The sequence below is a fragment of the Pseudomonas sp. GW821-FHT07F01 genome (assembly GCF_059418825.1).
In genome coordinates, this window is sequence record NZ_JBWKQO010000006.1 from 57921 (window position 1) to 77734 (window position 19814).

Genomic DNA, 19814 nt, shown 5'->3' on the forward strand with positions numbered 1-19814 from the left:
TGGGGATTCCAATAATGAAAAACCCTTATGCTCCGGGCTTCTGGTGCGCGCTCTGCGCCCTGGTGCTGCTGTCTGCCACCTACTTCTACGGCATCATGCTGGCCCATCAGATCGACAAGGCACTGGTGTTCCTCGACAGCGCCAGCGCGTTGATCGCGGTGATGGCCATCGGTGTGGTGGCCTGGGCCTCCTTTCAGGGCCAGAAAATCAAGAAGAAACAGCTCGAACAGAGCAAGACCCTGGTGGTCATCTGGGACACCAAGGTGGCCCTGCGCCGGGTCGAAACCGTATTCGACCGTTACTTCTGGGGCAGTTACTGGCAACCGGGGCGGACCTTCGCCGAAGTCATGGGCGAACTCACCGGCACCCCGCTGGAAAAGAGCCTGGAGGCCCTGAAGAAGCAGTGCATGCTGCTGGACAAGCAAGCCGAGGACGGTCACCACTGGCTGAGCAATGCCCGGGAGCTGTCGGATGTCGCCACCGCCATGGCGCGGGAGCGCTACCAGCTGGATTTCTGCGACCCACGGGGCGAATCCCGGGGCAACAGCGCGGTGATCGACCGGGATTTCGAGGTCCTGGTGTACACCTGGAGCGCCCGGCTCAAGAGCTTCGATCATCAGCTCGATGCCTTGGAAATCGAATACTCCTAAAAGCCCCTTCCCCTGGCCCTGTAACAGCGGCGGCTGCCGGTTTGCGGCAGCCGCTGCCGTGGCCATCTCCCCGCGCTCCACGGTTTTTCACATTCAAAGATTGGGCTCGCCCTAGCCGCCAGTGGTAATCTGCGCCGGTTTTACGCGGAGTCGAGCCGCAACCCGTCATGGGTTCAGGGAAGACGACCACACCTTCAAACAACGGATATTGATCGGGTCAGACATGAATAAATCAGCAGGCGTACTGTTAGGAATCGTCGTCGCAGTAGGTGCCATCAGTGCCGGCGGCGCCTGGTACACCGGCACCAAGCTGGAAGGGGTCCTGCAGCAGCAGGTGATTGAAAGCAACAAGGAACTGCAAGCGGCGCTGATCGGCTATGACGCCACCGCCACTCTGGAGCTGGTGTCCCTGGAGCGTGGCGTGTTCAGCAGCAATGCCCGCTACCGCCTCAAGACCCAGGGCGAGGTGTTCAACGGTGGGCTGGAACTGATGATCGCCGACCATATCGAACACGGCCCGCTGCCTTTCTCGCGCTTGATCCGCCTCAAGTGGCTGCCAGTCATGGCGTCCAGTCATTACGAGCTGGAGAACAACGGGCAGACCGACAAGTGGTTTGCCGCCACCAAGGGTGCTGTACCGTTCAAGGGCGTGGTCAATGTCGGCTATGACCTGTCCGCGGAGGGCACCCTGGATTTCGCTCCGATGGAACTGGCCCTGGATGAGCTGAACAACCTCAAGTTCTCCGGCCTGAATGCCACTTTCAGCGTCGGCGACAATCGCCGCAAGGCCAAGGTCGATGGCTATATGGACAGCCTGAGCCTGTTCCTCAGCTCGCCGGACAAGGCCCCGCTCAAACTGGAAATCAACGGCCTGACCCTGGCCAGCAACCTGCAGAAAAGCAGCTTCGACTACTTCCTGGGCCAGAACACCCTGGAACTCAGCGGCCTGAAGGCCACCTTCGGCGACAAGCAGTCGGTGCTGACCCTGAAGCACTTCGAGCAGAAGACCTTCAGCGAAGAAACCGGCAGCACAGTGGCGGGCCGTGCGGATTACCGAGTGGGCGAAATCGCCTTCGACGGCAAGACCGTGGGTTCGGCCGAGATGCTCTGGAGCATGAAGAGCCTCGACAGCCAGGGCATGCTCGATCTGGTCCAGGTCTACCAGAACGTGCTGCAGCCGTATCAGAAGGCCGCCACCGAGGCCTCTGCCGAGGGTGAACCGGCTCCGGAACTGCAAATGTCCGACGCCGAGCAGGTCAAGGTACGGGCTGCCGTGAACAAGGTCCTGGAAGCCAAGCCGCAGATCGCCCTGGAAAGCCTGGCATTCAAGACCGCCGGTGGTGAAAGCCGTTTCAGCCTGAGCCTGGATCTGGCCAAGCCGCAGAGCCTGGAGCTGCCGCCGGCTGAGCTGGGCAAGCAACTGGTCAGCCAGCTGGATGCCAAGCTGTCGCTGTCCAAGCCGATGGTGGCAGACATCGCCGCCCTGCAGGCCCAGGTCGAAGGCCAGACCGATGCCAAGCTGATCGCCGAGCAAAGCGCGGCCACTGCAGAAATGCTCAGTGCCATGGCCCTGTCCACCCAACTGGCCAAGCTGGAAGGCAATGACGTGGTGTCGGCCCTGCACTATGCCAATAACGAAGTGAACTTCAATGGCCAGAAAATGACCGTTGAGCAGTTCATCGGTTTGGTCATGAGCAAGCTGGGGGGCGTAGGCGCCCAGCAGTAAAGGTGCACGGGCCGCTTTGCGCGGCCCTTCTTGTGCAACCCCTGACGCCCGGCCTGTGCAGCCCACAGGTCGGGCGTTGTGCTGTCTGGAGCAAGGCGGTGAGGGCGGCTGCAGGCCCCGCAGAATCTGATTCTGAATAAATATGGCGCTGCAAATTCTGAACTAACCTTCGTGGAAGAATTCTCCCAGACGCTCTGTCGATCTTCTGATCGTCCGGGCTGGGGCGTAAGGGCGGGGCGCATAACTCCGGCTAGCCACGTAAGGATGCTGACGAAATGCAACGCACTGTTCATCCCGCTCGCCGCTACGGCCTTCGTCCGCTGTTTCGCCTGGCATTGTGCAGCCAACTGTTATGGCCGGGCCTGGCGTTCGCCGATGCGGCCTATGACCAGTTGATCATCCAGGCCCGGGCCGGCAGCTACGCCCCGGCGCTGAACCATTTGCGCCAAGTGCCGGCGGACCGGTTGAACAACGGGCTGGTCAGCGACCACCTGCAGATCGCCAGCTGGGCGGGCCTCGATGCCGAGGTGGTGAAGGTCTACGAGACCCAGGGCCGCAACCGGGTGCTGCCGGCGCAGGCGCTGGCCGCTACGGCCCGTGCCTATCGCAACCTCAAGCAGTGGGACAACGCCACCCAGGTCTATCGCCTGGCCCTGCAGCGCGACCCGCAGAACGCCGACCTGCAGCTGGGGCTGGCCCTGACCCAGGCCGATGCCGGCCAGCCGGCCGAAGCCGTGGCCCGGGCCAAGGCCCTGGTGGCGGCCAAGCCCGATGACCCGAACCGGCGCCTGGCCCTGGGCTACGCGCTGACCCGCGCCAACCAGCCTTATGACGCCCTGGCCGCATACGACCAGGCGTTTATCCGCGCTGGCGACAAGCCCGAAGTCATCCGCGAATACATCTACGCCCTGCAGCGGGCGCGCCTGCCGGAACCGGCCCTGCGCCTGGCCCGGCAGCACCCCGGGCTGATCGATCCGGTGATCCAGCGGCGCATCCAGGCCGACCTCGCCGCCGAACGGGTGCGCCTCTCGGAGCTGGCCAGCCGCAGTGAGAAAGAGCGCTTTGTGGTGGCCGACCGTGCCCTGGCCGACTACGACACCCTGTTCGCCGCCTGGGGCAAGGACCCTCAAGCCCAGGACGACCTGACCCGCTGGCGCATCGACCGCCTGGGCGCCCTCAAGTCCCGGGCGCGCACCGCAGAGGTGATCAGCGAATACGAGCAGCTCACCGCTGCCGGCGTGGCCATTCCCCCGTATGCCCTGCGCTGGGTGGCGGCCTCCTACCTCGACCAGCGCCAGCCGGAAATCGCCGCGGACCTGTATCGGCGTGTGTTTTCGGCACCGGACGGTGATGCCGACCACCGCCTGGAAGACACCACCGCGCTGTATTACGCGCTGCTGGAAAGTGAACGCCCGGAAGAGGCGCTGAAACTCGCCAATGACCTGGCCGACAGTGTGCCGCAGCGAATTCAGCTCACCGGGCAAACCGTGGGCGACCCCAATGACGACTGGGTCGATGCCCAACTGCTGGCGGCCCAGGCCGGTGCCGACGGCACGGCCGGGGCTGACCTGCCGGGCACCGAGCAGCGCCTGGAGACCCTGGCGGGGCAGGCTCCGGGCAACATCAGCGTGCGCCTGGCCCAGGCCGATCTGTACCGGGTGCGCGACTGGCCCCGGCTTTCGGAAAGCCTGCTCAAGGAAACCGAGAGCGTGGCCCCGCGCGATGTCAGCCTGGAAGTGTCCCAGGGCCATACGGCCCAGGACCTGCAGGAATGGCGGCAACTGGATGCGCTGACCGACGACGTGGTGGAGCGCTTTCCGGAGAGCCGCCAGGTGCAGCGCCTGGCCCGCGAGCGCGAAGTGCACGACATGGCCGAACTGCGGGTCATGACCTATGGCGGCAAGAGTTACGGCGGTGGCAGCAATGGTGCCGGCGCGGTATCCGGCAGCCGTGATTTCGGCATCGAAAGCCGGCTTTACACGCCGCCGATCGCCGAGGACTGGCGCCTGTTCGGCGGCATCGGCTATGCCATGGGGGACTTCTCGGAAGGGATCGGCAATCACCGCTGGCAGGTCCTGGGGGTGGAGCGGCGCACCCGCGACATGACCCTGGAAGCGGAAGTCTCCAACCATTCCTATGGCTACGGCGACAAGACCGGTGCCCGGGTGTCGCTGGCGCGGGACATCGACGATCACTGGCAATACGGCGGCAGCCTCGACTACCTCTCTGCCAACACCCCGCTGCGGGCCCTCAACAGCGATATCAGCGCCAACGGCGGCAGCGCCTTCCTGCGTTGGCGGGCCAATGAAAGCCGCGAGTGGAAACTGTCCCTCAGCCCGTCGCACTTCAGCGACGGCAACAATAGGTTCGAGGCCCTGCTCACGGGCCGCGAAGGGGTCTACCGCTCGCCGAAAGTGCAGGTCGACCTCGGCCTGGAAGTGGGCGCCAGCCACAACACCCTGGAAGACACCCCCTACTACAACCCCGAGGCGGACCTCAGCGTCCTGCCCACCGTCACCGTCAACCACGTGCTCTATCACCGCTATCAGACCTCCTGGAGCCAACAGTTCCAGGCCGGCGCCGGTACCTACAGCGAACGCGGCTACTCCACTGGAGCGGTGGGGCTGCTCAGCTACGGCCAGCGCTACAGCTGGAACGACGTGTTCGACATCGGCGGAGTCCTGAGCGTGATCAACCGGCCTTACGACGGCGATCGGGAAACCGACCTGCGCCTGGCTGTCGACCTTACCTATCGCTTCTAGAGAAGAGTGTGACGATGCGCCTGATCAACCGTTGCATCCTCCTGCTGGGAGCCCTGGTTCTCAGCGCCTGTTCCCAGCCCGCCGCCGACTTTCTAGCCCCGGCGCAACGGCCGTTGCCCAACACCGAGGCGCCCTGGCCGAAGAACCACGTGCTGGGCATTGCCTACCACGACATCGAGGATCGCGACCCGGACCAACGGGTGGTGGCGGTGCGCACCGAGCGGATGATCGAGCAACTGGCCTGGTTGCGGGAAAACGGCTACCGGCCCGTGACCGTGGACCAGATCCTGGCGGCGCGCAACGGCGGCCCCGAACTGCCGGCCAAGGCCATCCTGCTGACCTTCGATGACGGCTATTCGAGCTTCTACACCCGGGTGCTGCCGGTGCTGCGCAGCTATCACTGGCCTGCGGTGCTGGCGCCGGTGGGCACCTGGATCGACACCCCGGCCGACCAGCCGGTGAACTTCGCCGGCGAGCTGCGGCCCCGCTCACAGTTCCTGACCTGGGCGCAGGTCCGGGAAATCTCCCGTTCCGGGCTGGTGGAAATCGCCGCCCATACCGACCACAGCCACCTGGGCATTCTTGCCAACCCTCAGGGCAACCTGCAGCCGGCGGCGGCGACCCGCCGTTTTGACGCCGCCTCCGGGCGCTATGAAAGCGAGGCGGATTTCCAGGCGCGGATGCGCCAGGACGTGACCGCCATCTCGAACAAGATCCTGGCCGTGGCCGGCTATCGCCCGCGGATCTGGGTCTGGCCCTACGGCACGGCCGACGGCTCCACCCTGCAAGTGGTGGACAGCCAGGGCTTCAAGCTGGCCCTGACCCTGGACGACGGCCTGGACACACTCGACAACCTGATGAGCAGCCCGCGTTTCCTGGTGGTGTCGGACCCGGACGGCATGCACTTCTCCAACAGCATTGTCGGTGCCGAGACCGCCGCGCCCATGCGCGTGGTGCACGTGGACCTGGACAACGTCTACGACCCGGACCCCAAGCAGCAGGAGGTCAACCTCGGCAAGCTGGTGCAGCGCATGGCCGACCTGGGGGCCAACACCGTATTCCTCCAGGCCTTCGCCGACCCCAAGGGCGACGGCCTGGTGCAGTCGCTGTATTTCCCCAACCGGCACCTGCCGATGCGCGCCGACCTGTTCGACCGGGTCGCCTGGCAGTTGCGCACCCGGGCCCACGTCAAGGTCTATGCCTGGATGCCGGTGCTCAGCTTCGCCCTGGACGCCCGGCTGCCCCGGGTCACGCGCTGGGATCCGGCCACCGGCCAGAGCACCATCGATCCTAAGCAGTACCAGCGGCTGTCGCCCTTCGACCCCACTGTGCGCCGGCAGATCGGCGACCTCTACGAGGACGTGGCGCGCATGACGTCGGTGGACGGCATTCTGTTCCACGACGACGCCGTGCTCTCGGATTTCGAAGACGCCAGCCCCGGGGCCTTGCGCGCCTATGCAGCCCAGGGCCTGCCGGGTTCCATGGCCGCCCTGCGCGACGATCCGGCCACCCTGCAGCGCTGGACACGCTTCAAGAGCCGCTACCTGATCGACTTCACCCATGAGCTGGCCGCCAAGGTCCGGGCGATTCGCGGGCCGCAGGTGCAGACCGCGCGCAACCTGTTCGCCGAGCCGATCATCAACCCGCAGAGTGAAACCTGGTTCGCCCAGAACCTCGATGATTTCCTGGTCAGCTACGACTGGACCGCGCCCATGGCCATGCCGCTGATGGAAGGCCAGAGCCAGCGGCATTCCGGGCCCTGGCTCGAAGCCTTGGTGGACCAGGTGCGCGCCCGCCCCGGTGCCTTGCAGCGCACGGTGTTCGAGCTGCAGGCCCGGGACTGGGCCCGCAAGCCCGCCAGCGACCTCTCCGCCCAGCAACTGGCGGACTGGATGGGCCGCCTCAAGCGCCAGGGCGCGACCAATTTCGGCTACTACCCGGACAACTTCCTCGAGAACTCACCGGACCTGAAGACTCTGCGGCCCGCGCTCTCCAACAAATGGAGCCCTTGAATCATGGTGGATCGTATCTTTGCGCTGGTGGTCCTGGCGCTCGTTCTCGGCGTGCCCCTGGGGCTGATCTTCGTGCTGACCGGCGAATTCCTCATGGACTTCGTCTTCTACTACCCCTTGTTCATGTCGGCGCTGTGGATCGCCGGCGGCCTGTATTACTGGATGCACTGGGAGCGCCACTGGCCGTGGAGCGACGACACCCTGCCGCCGCCCCTGGCCGGTGAGCCGCTGATCAGCATCCTCATTCCTTGCTACAACGAAGGCGACAACGTCGCCGACACCATTCATGCGGCCCTGGCCCAGCAGTACCCGAACATCGAAGTGATCGCCATCAACGATGGCTCCAAGGACAACACCGCCGAGGTGCTGGACCGCCTTGCCGCCCAGGACCCGCGCCTGCGGGTGTTGCACCTGGCGCAGAACCAGGGCAAGGCCGTGGCCCTGCGCATGGGCGCGGTGGCGGCACACAGCGAATACCTGGTGTGCATCGACGGCGATGCGCTGCTGGCGCCCAACACGGCGGCCTACCTGGTGGCGCCGATGCTGGACAACCCACGCCTGGGCGCCGTGACCGGCAACCCAAGGATCCGCACCCGTTCGACCCTGGTGGGTCGGGTCCAGGTGGGCGAGTTCTCCTCGATCATCGGCCTGATCAAGCGCACCCAGCGGGTGTTCGGCAAAGTCTTCACCGTCTCCGGGGTGATCGTCGCCTTCCGTCGCACCGCCCTGCACCGGGTGGGCTACTGGAGCCCGGACATGATCACCGAAGACATCGACATCAGCTGGAAGCTGCAACTGGACCACTGGTACGTGTTCTTCGAGCCGCGGGCGCTGTGCTGGATCCTCATGCCGGAGACCCTGCGCGGCCTGTGGAAGCAACGCCTGCGCTGGGCCCAGGGCGGCGCCGAGGTGCTGTTCAAGAACATCCGCGGGATCTGGGAGTGGCGCCACCGCTACCTCTGGACCCTGCTGTTCGACTACTGCCTGTCCACCGGCTGGGCCTTCACCTTCCTGCTGTCGGTGATCTTCTGGGCCCTGGGCAAGTTCATCGTCATGCCCGAGGCCATCGCGGTGCACACCATCGTCCCGCCGGCCTTCACCGGGCTGGTGCTGGCGATGGTCTGCCTGACCCAGTTCGCGGTGAGTATCCTGATCGACCGCCGTTATGAAAAAGACCTGTGGAAAACCATGTTCTGGGTGGTCTGGTACCCGCTGGTGTTCTGGTTCATCAGCCTGTTCACCACTCTGGTGAGCTTTCCCCGGGTGCTGTTTGGCGAACACCAGAAACGCGCGCGCTGGGTCAGCCCGGACCGCGGCATCAAACCCATCGATGACGAAGAGGAGGTGCGCTGATGAAAATCATCCGAACCCGCCAGCGTCCGTTCATGGTGATCGTCGACGTTGTCCTCACCGTACTGGCCTGGGTAGGCCTGCTGTACTTGCTGGTTCGTGGGCTCATTCCGCTGCTGGACAGCCATGAAGGGCCGCGGATCGAAGCGGGCATGCTCGATGCCCTGACCACCCTGCAGTTCTATGCCTGGGTGGCGGTACTCAATGCGGTGCTGCTGATTTCCTGGGCCCGCTACCGCCAGCGTCGCAACAAGAGCTACCCGCCCCGGCTGCCGGCACCCGTGGTGGACGACAAGCGCCTGAGCGAAACCTTCAAGCTCAACGACGCGACCTTCGCCCAGATGCGCCAGCCCGGCACCATGATCGTGCACAACGACGAGGAAGGCGGTATCAGCCACGTCACCACGCAGTTCTATCGCATTCTTCCCGAAGACCAGCAGCACCCGCCGCTGAGGGTGGAACCGCCACCGCGGGTGATCCATCTGCGTTCGGAAGGGGATGAAGGCAAGAAGACAGGAGAAGATTGATTGCCCAGGGGGGATGAGCCCTGGGGGGGTACGGCTCTTCTGAATTTGCAGAGGGAATTGTCTGATTCTATTTTCAGTAAATAAATCAATGCGTTATTGATTTATTTGGGGTTTCTGCATGGGTTTGTCGCTACGGATGTGGTTGTGGGTGAGTTGTTCTTTAATCGTAGCGAGAGAGTGAGAGCCAGGGTTCTTGCGTACGGGCGTTGGCTCTTCTAAGTGTGCAATTTCAAACTTTTGCTAAAACTTTTTAAAACTCTATAGCCTTGATTTAAAAGGCTTTCAGATGATTTTTACTTTAAATATTTCAAAATTTAAAATGGGCGGCTCCATAATGGAATTGCATGTTTCTTATCTCGTAAAGTTGCTTGAAAGTTCGATTTGATTGTTATTGGCGATTCTGCGGCAGTCATTTGACGATGCAGTAATAGCTTATTAGCGTCACGCCCTTCGTAGCTCTTGTCGTCACGCTTTCGAAGGATCGGATATGTCTCTCTCCACGCTCGGGATGAGGTTGTGCTGTGCCTTGTCCTGCCTGCTGCTGTTTAGCGCGCTGCATAGCGCCGCTGTCGCGCCGATGCCTGGTACCACCTTCAACCTGGGCGCCCAGTCCTTCATCCGCGGCTACAAAGACCCGAGCCTGAACGGCGACAGCGGCTACTGCTGGCGCAACCACCTGCGCTGGACTCGCCCGATGGGCAACCACCTTGTCACCGGCGTGAGCTTTACCCATTCCCTCGAACGTCCCGAAGCCTTGAGTGAACGGGAAACCCCGACCCATTTCCGCCTGGATTTCTATCTCTGATTGCACTGATTCATTGAGGCTTTTGACATGGACGTTCGCCAACTCGCCTTTCTGGCCCGCCAGCCTTCCGCCACCCTGCAAGCGCGGGATACGTTCTGGGGGCTGTCCAAACGCGGTCTGGCGTTCATCCTGGCCAACGTGATGTTCTGGCAGCCCGTGGTGGCGATGGCCGACGGCATCGTGGTCAACGGCAGCGGCACCAGCCTCGGCCAGGCCGGCAATGGCGTGCCCATCGTCAACATTGCCACGCCCAATGGCGGCGGCCTGTCGCACAACAAGTTCAGCGACTACAACGTCGGCCAGCAGGGGCTGATCCTCAACAACGCCACCGGCCGCACCCAGGAAACCCAGCTCGGCGGAATCATTCTCGGCAACTCCAACCTGGGTGGCCGCGCGGCCAATGTGATCCTCAACGAGGTCAACGGCGGCAGCCCCAGCCAGCTCAAGGGCTACACCGAAGTGGCCGGGCAAGCGGCCCATGTCATTGTCGCCAACCCCTACGGCGTGACCTGCAACGGCTGCGGCTTCATCAACACCCCCAAGGCCACCCTGACCACCGGCAAGCCGGTGATCGAGAACGGCCAGCTCCAGCGTTACCAGGTGGACCAGGGCAGCGTCGCCATCGAGGGTGCGGGCCTCAACGCGAGCAATATCGACCAGTTCGAAATCATCACCCGCAGCGCCAAGATCAACGCCGAGATCCAGGCCAGGCACCTGGCGGTGGTCGCCGGGGCCAACGACGTCGACGCCAAGACCTTGAACGCCACGGCCCGCACCGCCAACCCGGCGGATGCACCGCAACTGGCCATCGACTCATCAGCCCTGGGCGGCATGTACGCCGGGGCGATCAAACTGGTGGGCACCGAGGCCGGGGTCGGGGTGAAGCTCGACGGCAAGCTGATTGCCAGTGGCGGTGATATCCAACTGGATGCCAACGGCCAGTTGCGCATGGCGGACGCCACTGCCGAGAAGGGCGCGGTGGCGATCAAGGCCGGCAGCCTGGAGGCCCAGGGCGCGGTCTACGCCGGCACCGATCTCAAGGTGCAAACCCGGGGCGACCTGAGCAGCCAGAAAACCCTCGCCGCCCGCGACAGCATCCAGCTGGACAGCGGTGGCCAACTGAGCAACCAGGGCATCATCGAAGCCGGGGTCAACCTCAACAACAGCCGCAACCCGAATGGCGATGTCACGCTGACGGCGCAAAACCTGAACAACAGCGGCAAGAGCGTGGTGGCCAGCCGTGATCTGACGGTCACGACCACCCAGACCCTGAACAACCAGGGCGGCACCTTGAGCGGGCAGCGCCAGGTCACGGTCAGTGCCGGGGCTCTGGATAATAGTCATCAGGGCAAGCTGCTGAGCGCCGAGCGCCTGCAACTCGATGCCGAGCAAGTGCGCAACGGCCAGGGCGGCCTGATCAAGAGCCAGCAGTCCCTCAATGCCACCCTGGGCCACCTGGGCAACAGCGGTGGCGAGCTGTCGAGCCAGGGCAGCAGCACCCTGGTACTGGCCGGCATGGACAACCTCACCGGCGTGGTACTGGCGCAACAGACCCTGACCATCACCGGCAGCGCTGAGCTGGACAACCAGGGCGGGCTGCTGTCGGGCTGGCAGGGCCTGACCCTCAACGGCACAGGCTTGAACAACAGCAACAAAGGCACCGTCTCCAGCCTCAAGGGCGGTGTCGAGGTCACCCTCAGCGACGCCTTGAACAACAGCCAGGGCGGTGGCCTGGTCAGCCAGCAGGCTCTGGACGTCAAGGCCGCCAGCCTCGACAACAGCCACCAGGGGGTGATCTCCAGCGCCGGCGAGCAAAGCCTCAAGCTGCGCGACCGGCTGGACAACAGCCAGGGCGGCTCCATCGACAGTGCCGCGACCCTGACCCTGCAGGCCATGACCCTGGGCAACCAGGGCGGCACCCTTGACGCCGCGGGTGACCTGACCTTTACCGGCACCGACCTGGACAATGGCACCGGCACTTTCACCGGCAAAACCGCCGTCACCCTTAATCTGTTGGGCGCGTTGAACAATACCCACGGCAAGCTGGCCAGCGGCGGCCCGCTGCGCATCGAACGCGCTGGGCAGATCGACAATCGGGGTGGCCAGATGGCCAGCCAGGGCCTGCTGAGCCTGTTCGCTGCCAGCCTGGACAATCGTAACCGTGGGACCTTGATGGCCAACGACCCACTGACCCTGACCCTGGACGGCGCACTGCAGAACAGCGGTGATGGCTTGATCTACAGCCAGACCGGCGGCCTGCACGTTCAGGCCGGGAGCCTCACCAATGGCAAGGGCACCCTGCAGAGCCAAGGCGCTCTGAACCTGAGCACCGGCGACATCGACAACCAGAGTGGTCGCATCCTGGCCAGGAACGGTAACCTGAACATCGGCGCCGGCCACTTGGATAACCGTGGGGGCGTGCTTTCTAGCGTGCAAGGCTCGATGATCGCCGATCTTCGCGGCGTGCTGAAAAACGGCTATGACCCGAGCAACAACCGCCAGGGCGGCGTGACCCAGGCCCAGCGCCTGACCCTCAAGGCCCTGGCTGGCATAGACAACGACGGCGGGCGGATTTCCGCGCAAAGCGGCGATGCGCTGATCACCACCGGCGATTTCGATAACCGCAACGGTGGCCTCTACGCCAAGGGCCTTGTCAAAGTTAGCGGCGGCCATTTCGACAACAGCGGCAACAACGGGCAAATCGCTGGCCAGCAGATTAATTTCGACCTCAGCGGCGCTCTGAATAACCACAAGGGCATCATCGAAAGCGACAGCAGCCTGACGATCAAGGCCGCCAGCCTCGACAATCAGACCGGCCAATTGCGCGCCCTGGGAGACGGTGGCGATACACGGCTGGAGCTCGGCGGATTGTTCGACAACCGCGATGGCTCTCTGGAAACCGCCAACCAAAACCTGGCCTTCGACGCTGGCAGCTTCAACAACCGTGGTGGCAGCGTGCTGCACAGCGGCAACGGCCTGTTCGGCCTGTCCATGGCCAACCTCGAGGATGTGGGCGGGCGCCTGAAAACCGCCGGCCAGCTGACCCTGGAAGGCGAACGCTGGACCAACAGCAGCTCGATCCAGGCCGGGAAACTGACAGTCAACGTCAACCACCTGACCCAGGCCCGTACGGGCCAGCTCCTAGCCGGCAATGGCCTGATAGGCAGCGGCGTGAACTGGATCAATGACGGCCTGATCGGCAGTGATGCAGGCGTCAATATCGACCTCAGTGGTCATTACAGCAGCAAGGGCCGACTCAGCAGCTTTGGGCAACTGGACCTAAAAGCTGCCCAAGTGGACCTGGCAGACAGTGCCAGTATTGCTGGCGGCGGCAACACCACAGTCTCGGTGTTCGGCCAGTTGAACAACGCAGGGCGCCTGAGCGCTGCGGCCGGGCTCACGCTCAACGCGAGTGGCATCAACAATCAGGGCACCCTTGGGGCTGCCCAGAACCTGACCTTGACCACCGGCGGCCTGCTCAACGATCACGGGCTAGTGTTCAGTGGCGACGACATGGGGCTGCGGGTCGACACCCTGACCAACAGCTACGGCAACGTTTACAGCCTCGGTCATCTGACGATCGATCGCGATGGTCAGGGGGCTCTGGCCAGCCGCATCGCCAACCGTTCCGGCACCCTGCAAAGCGATGGTTCCATGACGCTTGCAGCCAGCACCCTTGAGAACATGCGCGATGTGCTGGCTACCAACAACGGCGGCATCTACACCGCCAGAATCGCTGAAGTCGCCTGCATCGAGGGCTACAACGCCGGTGACTGTGGCGGCAAACGCAATCACGTGTGGGAGATCGTTCAGCGCGACAAATTCGAAGTCACCGAAGCGAGTGCGGCGTCGAGCATTGCCGCTGGCGTCAACCTGAATATCAACGCCGGCGACCTGCTGAACCAGAGCAGCAGTATCAGCGCGGCCGGCAACCTGATAGCCACGGTCAACAACCTGACCCACAGCGGCGTGGAAACCGGCGAGACCGAAACCATCCGGGTGTTCATGTCGGCGCGGACCAAAAATGCCAGTGCCTGGTACAACGTCGCTAACGCTGTCACCAACCGATACTGGTTCCAGAGTGCGGGTTATACGCCTGATGACCTGGGTGGTCTGGAAGGCGCGCTGGCCGGTTTTATCGGCATGACCGAACGTGAGTGGGTCGGCCTGGGGACGACGAAAAAACTCGCCGGTGGTGATCAAAGCTATGCCGCAGTGATCCAGGCCGGGGGAGCGGTGAGCATCAAGGCCGGCAATGGTTTCGATAGCAGCGTGGTCCGTCCGGGTTACACCTATGTCGGCAGCGGTGCGCGTACCGATACCCAAGTACCGGGTACCGCCTTCGCCACTCGCATCAGCCTCAGCCCGCAACTGCCCCCAGACCTGACCCAGCAACAGGTCAACCCCCTGGCCCTGCCTGGCTTTAGTCTGCCCGCTGGGCAGAACGGTCTGTTCCGCCTCAGTGGTCAGAGCAGCAGCGCCGCACCAGCTCCGGCGCAGATCGCCGGCCTGCCGGATGCCGCGAACCTTACCCGGCCGCACAAGTACCTGATAGAAACCAACCCGGTACTCACCGACCTCAAGCAGTTCATGAGCTCGGACTACCTGCTGTCCAGCCTCGGTTACAACCCGGACGACAGCGCCAAACGCCTGGGGGATGGCTTCTACGAGCAGAAGCTGATTCAACAAGAGGTACAAGCCCGTACCGGCCAGCGTTTTATCGACGGCCAGAACAGCGACGAACAGCTGTTCAAGTACCTGATGGACAACGCCATTCAAAGCCGGCAACAGCTCAACCTGTCGGTGGGCGTGACCCTGACCTCCGAGCAGGTGGCGGCCCTGACCCACGACATCGTCTGGCTGGAAAGCCATGAAGTGAACGGCGAACAAGTGCTGGTGCCCGTGCTCTACCTGGCCCAGGCCAAGAACCGACTGGCCCCGAACGGCGCCCTGATCGCGGGTAACGACGTCAACCTGATCGCCGGCCAGGACCTGAACAACGTCGGCACCCTGCGCGCGACCAACAACCTGTCGGCCCAGGCCGGGCAGAACCTGATCAACAGCGGCCTGGTGGAAGCCGGTAGTCGCCTTGACCTGCTGGCCGGCAACGACCTGGTGAACAAGGCCGGCGGCATCATCGCCGGGCGTGACGTGAGCCTCGCCGCAACCTGGGGCGACGTCATCAACGAGCGCACCCTGACCTCGCACCAGAGCAGCAACGGCAGCTACGCCCAGCAGCGCGACTTCGTCGACAACGCCGCCCGGGTAGAAGCGGCGAACAGCCTGGTGATCAGTGCCGGGCGCGACATCAACAACAACGGCGGCGTACTCAAGAGCGGAGCCGACACCAGCCTCAAGGCCGGTCGCGACGTCAACCTGAGCGCTGTGGAACAGGTGGTCAGCAACGACCGCGGCGTGCGCTACAACGACCTCAGCGTGACCCAGAACGGCTCCAGCCTGCAGGCCGGTCGCGACCTGGCCATCAGCGCCGGGCGCGACATCACCGCCATCGCCAGCCAGATCGAAGCCAAGCGCGATGTGGCGATGACCGCCACGGAAAACCTGAGCCTGGTTTCAGCGGCCAGTGAGCAGCATGCGTATAGCAAGACCAAGAAGGTCACCAGCCAGGAGGATCATGTTCAGCAGGTGGGCACCACCTTGGTCGCCGGCGGCAATGTGGCGCTCAAGGCCGGTGAGGACCTTGCGCTGACGGCCAGCCGGGTGACGGCGGGGGATGAGGCGTATCTCTATGCGGGTAACGACCTGAACCTCAATACTGCAGAGAACAGCGACTACTCCTACTACTCCAAGACCAAGAAAGGCTCATGGGGCAAGAAGAAGTCGACGATGACCGAAAGAGGCAGCGAGGAGGCCGTGTCCTCGGTCATTCAAGCCACAGGCAAAACCAACGTCGTTGCCGCCAATAACATCAATATCAGCGGTTCCACGGTGAACAGTGACAAAGGTGATCTGTCTGTTCTCGCCGGTCACGATATCAACGTGGAAGCGGCACAGAACAGCCAGTTCAGCGCTTCAGCGAGATCCAAGTCGGGCGGGTTTGGTCTGGCCAGCACGAGCAAGAAGAGTGCGGATTCGTCGAGTCGCACTTCGCTAGCGGGGTCGACCCTCAGTGGTAACACCACGCTGGTACAGGCCGGGAATGACCTGCTGGTGTCTGCCAGTAATGTGGTGTCCACCGAGCAGACCAACCTCCAGGCGGGCAAGGACATCCGTATCGAAAGCGGCATCGAGACCTTCAGCTCGCAGCACAGTCAGTCCACCAGCAAGTCCGGTCTGATGAGTTCCGGCGGGATTGGCGTCACCTTGGGTTCGTCGAAGAACAGCTTCAAACAGCAGATCCAGGGCCAGACCGAGAAGGGCAGTACTGTCGGTAGCGTGCTGGGCAACGTGGTGGTCACCGCCGGTAAAGATCTGACGGTCAAAGCCTCGGATGTGGTGGCGGGTAAGGACATCAGCCTGATCGGGCAGAACGTCAGCATCCTCGATGCCGATAGTAAGAGCAGCACGCGGACTAATCAGGAGAGCAAGAAAAGCGGTTTGACCCTTGCCTTGTCGGGGGCTGTGGGATCGGCGGTGAACACTGCGGTACAGACTGCGCAGGACGCGCGGAAGGAAGATGACAGCCGCTTGGCGGCGTTGCAGGGGATCAAGGCCGGGCTGTCTGGCTACCAGGCGTGGCAGGGTGCGCAGGCCATTGAGTCTGGTGCACAGGAAGGCAGCTTCTTCGGTATTGCCCTGTCCTTGGGTACACAAAAATCCAGCTCCAAGCAGGCGCAGGACCAGAGTGTTAGCCAGGGCAGCAGCCTGACCGCGGGTAACGATTTGCGGGTGATTGCCACTGGCAGCGGCCCATCAGATGTCGGCGGCGACCTGTCGGTGGTCGGTGGCAAGCTGCAGGCGGGCCACGATGTGTTGCTGTCGGCCGCACGCGATATAGATCTGCGGGCCGGTGCCAATACCCAGAAGCTCGATGGCTCCAACAAGAGTGGTGGCGGTGCCATCGGCATCAGCCTGGGAGTGGGTTCCGGTGGTGGCGGCCTGTCGGTCTTCGCCAATGCCAACAGCGGTGTTGGCAAGGAGAAGGGCAACGGCACCACCTGGACTGAAACAACTGTTAATGCGGGCAACCAACTGACGCTGAACAGTGGCCGCGACACGACCCTGGAAGGGGCGCAGGCCAACGCACAGAAGGTGGTGGCCGATATTGGCCGCAACCTGACCCTGACCAGCTTGCAGGACAGCGATCGTTTTGACTCCAAGCAGACCAACGTCAGTGCTGGTGTGAGCTACGCAATCATCGGCAGTGGCAGCAGTGCTTCGCTGAGTGTCAGCCAGGACAAGATCAAGTCCAGGTTCGACAGTGTGCAGGAGCAGACAGGGTTGTTTGCCGGCAAGGATGGCTATCAAGTCACCGTCGGTGAACACACCCAGCTCAATGGCAGCGTGCTTGCCAGTACCGCCAGTGCCGACAAGAACAAGCTCGACACCGGCACGCTGGGGTGGTCCGACATTCGCAACAAGGCCGACTTCAGCAGCCAGCATCAGAGCGTGAGTGGCGGTACTGGTGGCGATCTGGGCTCGATGTTCATGGGCAATATGGGCAGCCTGCTGTTGGTGGGTAGCAACAACAGTGGGCATGACAGCAGCACCACTTACGCCGCTGTTTCTGATGGACAGATCACGGTCCGTAACCCGGACAAACAGCAGCAGGATGTGGTGGCCCTAAGTCGCGATGTCGAACACGCCAATAACGCCCTGAGCCCGATTTTTGATAAGGAGAAAGAGCAGAAACGCCTGCGTCAAGCGCAGCTGATTGGCGATATTGGCAATCAGGCGATGGACATTATTCGCACCCAGGGCTCTATCGAGGCGGCCAAGGCCCAGAAAGACCCGCAGATGCTCGAAGCTGCCCGACAGAAGCTGGTTAAGGAAGGCAATCTCTCCCCAACGGGTGAGCAGATTGCGAAGCAGGTCAACGAAACCGTAATGGAGCAATACGGTACTGGTAGCAATCTCCAGCGTGCGGCACAGGCCGTTACAGCAGCGGTACAAGGACTGGCGGGGGGCAATTTCAGCCAGGCGCTGGTGGGCGCATCGGCCCCTTATCTGGCTGGGCTGATCAAGGAAAGTATCCCCGACAATCTTGAAGCCCGAGTCATGGCTCACGCAGTTCTTGGTGCCGTATTGGCCAAGTCGCAAGAGAACTCTGCTTTGGCCGGTGCGGCTGGGGCCAGTATCGGAGAGCTAGTCGCTACCAAGCTGTTCCCGAACAAATCCGTTGATCAACTGACAGAGGCCGAAAGGCAGCAGATTTCGGCGCTATCAACATTGGCCGGTGGCTTACTGGGCGGGTTGGTTGGCGGCGACTTTGCCAATGCCGTAGCCGGTGGTGAAGCCGCCAAGAATGCGGCCGAGAACAATGCCATGGGCATGGAGGTTGGTACTAATCTCGCGCTTTGGTTATCCAATAACAAAGACTGTGACATCGAGTGCAAAGGCAAGATTGCGCAGCAAGGAGCTAGCGGTGGTCTAGTACTTTCTGCTGCGATGTTGGCGGCTGTAACCGCCACTGTAGCGGCTCCTGAAGTCATTGCTCTTGCCCGTGCTTCCATGGCTGGTTGCAAGGCTAATCCGGTACTGTGCGTTAACGAAGTCAATATTTGGTTGGCTGAGTTTGTGGCGAGTGAGGCACTACCAGCCGGATTGGTCGCCGGTGGAGCGGCCAAACTGACAGCGGAGCAGCTCAGCGACGTCCGAGCATTGATGGAGCTGCAAAAGCAGACAGGAAAGAAGGTTACTTCTGAGACGCTGACCAGCGTTCTCGGTACAGGAGGTGCGGCAAAGGTTGGCGGAGAGCCTCCTAAGAAAATTGAACATGCGGATCTAGGCGAGTTATTGGGGCGAGGAGGAAATAAAGATGTATTTGCCTATGGTGACAATCAAGCCGTTGGAGTACTTCGCGAAGGAAAATCAATAGAAAGTCTTAATCAGGAACTATCGATACTAAACCAGCTTGACAGGCTGGGTTTGCCAACTGTAAATGTTCGTGGTCCAGTTTTAATAGATGGTCAGCCTGCATTGGTATATGAGAAATTTGCATCAGGATCTAAGGATGTTGTAAAACTAAAGGATGGTAAGATAAGAGTTGTTGGTGAGTCCAGTTTGCTTAATGAGAGAAGTGTTTCTGATTTGAAAGCGATTCGTCAGACCATGGTAGATGGTGATATCAGAATCAATGACTTGCAGTTCCTAATTGCGAAAGATGGCCGTGTCGTTATCTCCGATCCTTTGGACGTCAAGGTGGGTGTCCCTCCGTCATATAATAATCTAAGAATGATTGATTTGCTCATTCAACAGGCTCAGAAGGCGGTAGGTAAATGAATTCCGAATCTTGTATTCCAACAGATATATCAGATGAGTTAAGGCAGCTTGTCGGGTGTAAATTGATATCTATAAAACGTTATAGTTGGTGGCCCCCTAAGGAGGTGGTAGGTGATTATGGAATAGCTCCGAAAGATGTATTTTCTCTGACGGCTGGCCCTGCGACGATTGAAATGGAAACAGGTGTTGTTTTGGGTATTGCCAGTGACCCATCATTGAACTCTGTGGTGGTTTGGGTAGAGAAAGATGCCGGAGGCAATTATTTGCGAGATGAACCATTGGACAGGGATGAAGAGTTGCACGAAATATCGTCCGTCGATCCACTATATTCTAATGATTTCTGGCATAGGGTTGTCGGGTGTAGGATTGTGAAGATTACAGTACTACAACGAGTATACGAGTCTATAAAAATTTCGCAGCGTCCCTGTCAGGTTGGATTGTCATTTTCATTGGACTCTGGAGATGTTTTTCTTGCTGTTCATGGACTGCATGATGAGTCAGATGATTTTTCAATAATTCCTGAGTCGTTAATTTTTCAAAATCTTAAAGAAAGCTTGAGAGAGATTTTACTCTGACTTGG

At 61.7% G+C, this 19814-nt stretch carries 9 protein-coding genes; all 9 read left to right on the plus strand.

All coding sequences use genetic code 11. The features are described 5' to 3' along the window. Positions 1-14 precede the first annotated feature (14 nt). The 9 genes from AC07R1_RS22110 (at position 15) to AC07R1_RS22150 (ending at position 19809) form a co-directional block, all read left to right on the plus strand. Entirely contained in the window at positions 15-650 is a 636-nt protein-coding gene (locus AC07R1_RS22110; RefSeq protein WP_015633693.1) for a hypothetical protein, read from the plus strand. A gap of 223 nt (positions 651-873) precedes the next feature. Further along, positions 874-2376, plus strand: a complete 1503-nt coding sequence (locus AC07R1_RS22115) for a YdgA family protein (RefSeq protein ID WP_495110942.1) — start codon at positions 874-876, stop codon at positions 2374-2376. A 275-nt stretch (positions 2377-2651) separates the two neighbouring features. Then, entirely contained in the window at positions 2652-5138 is a 2487-nt protein-coding gene (pgaA, locus tag AC07R1_RS22120; RefSeq protein WP_011058543.1) for a poly-beta-1,6 N-acetyl-D-glucosamine export porin PgaA, read from the plus strand. Between the two features lie 14 nt (positions 5139-5152). Further along, on the plus strand, positions 5153-7150 hold the full coding sequence (gene pgaB / locus AC07R1_RS22125) for a poly-beta-1,6-N-acetyl-D-glucosamine N-deacetylase PgaB (protein WP_011058544.1): 1998 nt from the start codon (positions 5153-5155) through the stop codon (positions 7148-7150). A gap of 3 nt (positions 7151-7153) precedes the next feature. Beyond that, complete coding sequence (gene pgaC, locus AC07R1_RS22130) at positions 7154-8503, plus strand: poly-beta-1,6-N-acetyl-D-glucosamine synthase (RefSeq protein WP_019093523.1); 1350 nt, start codon at positions 7154-7156, stop codon at positions 8501-8503. Then, complete coding sequence (gene pgaD, locus AC07R1_RS22135; protein ID WP_011058546.1) at positions 8503-9027, plus strand: poly-beta-1,6-N-acetyl-D-glucosamine biosynthesis protein PgaD; 525 nt, start codon at positions 8503-8505, stop codon at positions 9025-9027. Before pgaC ends, pgaD begins: the two co-directional genes overlap by 1 nt. Before the next feature lie 487 nt (positions 9028-9514). Further along, a complete protein-coding gene (locus AC07R1_RS22140) occupies positions 9515-9832 on the plus strand; it encodes a ShlB/FhaC/HecB family hemolysin secretion/activation protein (protein ID WP_065363335.1) in 318 nt (105 codons plus the stop codon). A 27-nt stretch (positions 9833-9859) separates the two neighbouring features. Then, a complete protein-coding gene (locus tag AC07R1_RS22145; protein WP_495110943.1) occupies positions 9860-19234 on the plus strand; it encodes a hemagglutinin repeat-containing protein in 9375 nt (3124 codons plus the stop codon). After that, entirely contained in the window at positions 19231-19809 is a 579-nt protein-coding gene (locus AC07R1_RS22150; RefSeq protein ID WP_495110944.1) for a hypothetical protein, read from the plus strand. The genes AC07R1_RS22145 and AC07R1_RS22150 overlap by 4 nt, the downstream gene beginning before the upstream one ends. Positions 19810-19814: the final 5 nt, after the last annotated feature.